This window comes from Aquibium pacificum (assembly GCF_040839445.1).
Taxonomy (GTDB): Bacteria; Pseudomonadota; Alphaproteobacteria; order Rhizobiales; family Rhizobiaceae; genus Aquibium; species Aquibium pacificus.
Genome location: NZ_JBDPGJ010000024.1, coordinates 1 through 1,364, shown reverse-complemented (window position 1 = coordinate 1,364; position 1,364 = coordinate 1). Strand labels below are relative to the sequence as shown.

Sequence of the window (1,364 nt, the reverse complement as noted above, 5' to 3'; positions counted from 1 at the left end):
CGGCGGATCGGGCTACATGCGCGACACCGAGGTCAACCGCCTCTATCGGACGGGGCGGGTGCTCGAGGTGGGTGCAGGCACGCAGGAGGTGCGCAAGCTCATCATCTCCGGCGAACTTCTGAAGAACATATAGGGAGTGGTCGTGGTGCAGGCAGCGAAAAGCTGTGCGGAGGCTGACCGGCGACGAAGGAAACGCGAGAGTGGGGTGACGGAAATGGTGAATTTTTATCGTCAACCGGGTCGGCGACAGCGGTTTCTTCTTCCGGTGGAAATGTCGGAATGGGTTTCCGAAACGAACATGGTTCTCCTCTTGCTGGATGTGATCGAGTTGATGGACCTGGCGGCGCTCGAGGGACGGTCGTGAACCGCCCAAACCGTTAGCAGGCGACTTGAACCGTACGCTGGGGGCCATTCGGCAACGGGCTCAAAAAGGAGAAATAACCGATGTCAGATTCACTTGTGCTGCTGGATACCAAGGACCGGGTTGCGACGATCACCATCAACAACGCGGAAAAGCGCAATCCGTTGAATTTGCCAACCGTCGAGGCGCTGATTGACGCCTTAGAGGCGGCGGACGCCGATGACGAGGTACTTGTCATCGTTCTGACCGGGGCTGGCGACCGCGCCTTCTGCGCAGGGGGCGATCTGAAGGCGGGCGCTGATGGCGGTCCGTTCACCGGCGACATCTCGCAGCCCGGACATTTCGTCATCGGCCTGTTTTCCCTGATGGAAAAATGCAACAAGCCGATCATCGGACGCATCAACGGGCATGCGATGGGCGGCGGATCGGGGCTGGTCTGCGCCTGCGATATTGCCGTTATGGCCAGCACCGCCAAGATCGCCACGCCCGAGGTTAAGATCGGACTGTTTCCGATGATGATCATGCCGCAGATGATGAGGGTGATCCCGCGTCGTCGGCTCTTGGAAATGTATATCACCGGCGAACCCTGGACCGCCGAACAGGCGCTGGAATACGGTATCGTCAACTATGTGACCGAACCGGACGCGCTGGACGCCAAGGTGAACGAACTGACCAGCCTCATCACGACGCGCTCGCCCTCGGCCGTCCGGCTGGGGAAGTATTCCTATCACGCGATGCAGGACATGACGATCGAGCAGCAGTTCCGCTTTGCCGAAACGATGCTGCCGCGCATCGCAATGACCCAAGATGCGCGCGAGGGCTTTTCCGCTTTCATCGAGAAGCGCGTGCCAGACTGGACCGGGAGGTAGGGGGGATGATGACTGGGCGAACTGTGCGCATTGGATGCGCGTCCGGCTTCTGGGGGGATACGCCCGAAGCGGTTGGGCAATTGGTCTCCCGGGGCGACATCGATTATCTGGTCTTCGACTATCTCGCCGAGATC

4 protein-coding genes are annotated in these 1,364 nt (G+C 60.0%); all 4 read left to right on the top strand.

Annotated features, from left to right (window positions below):
- On the top strand, positions 1–133 hold a 133-nt coding region (locus ABGN05_RS30000), incomplete at its 5' end, for an acyl-CoA dehydrogenase family protein (RefSeq protein WP_367957704.1).
- 9 nt (positions 134–142) lie between these two features.
- Entirely contained in the window at positions 143–364 is a 222-nt protein-coding gene (locus tag ABGN05_RS29995) for a hypothetical protein (RefSeq protein ID WP_367957700.1), read from the top strand.
- Between the two features lie 80 nt (positions 365–444).
- Positions 445–1,230 (top strand): enoyl-CoA hydratase-related protein, encoded by a 786-nt coding sequence (locus tag ABGN05_RS29990; protein WP_257810452.1) that lies wholly within the window; start codon positions 445–447, stop codon positions 1,228–1,230.
- Between the two features lie 5 nt (positions 1,231–1,235).
- On the top strand, positions 1,236–1,364 hold a 129-nt coding region (locus ABGN05_RS29985; protein ID WP_367957702.1), incomplete at its 3' end, for an acyclic terpene utilization AtuA family protein.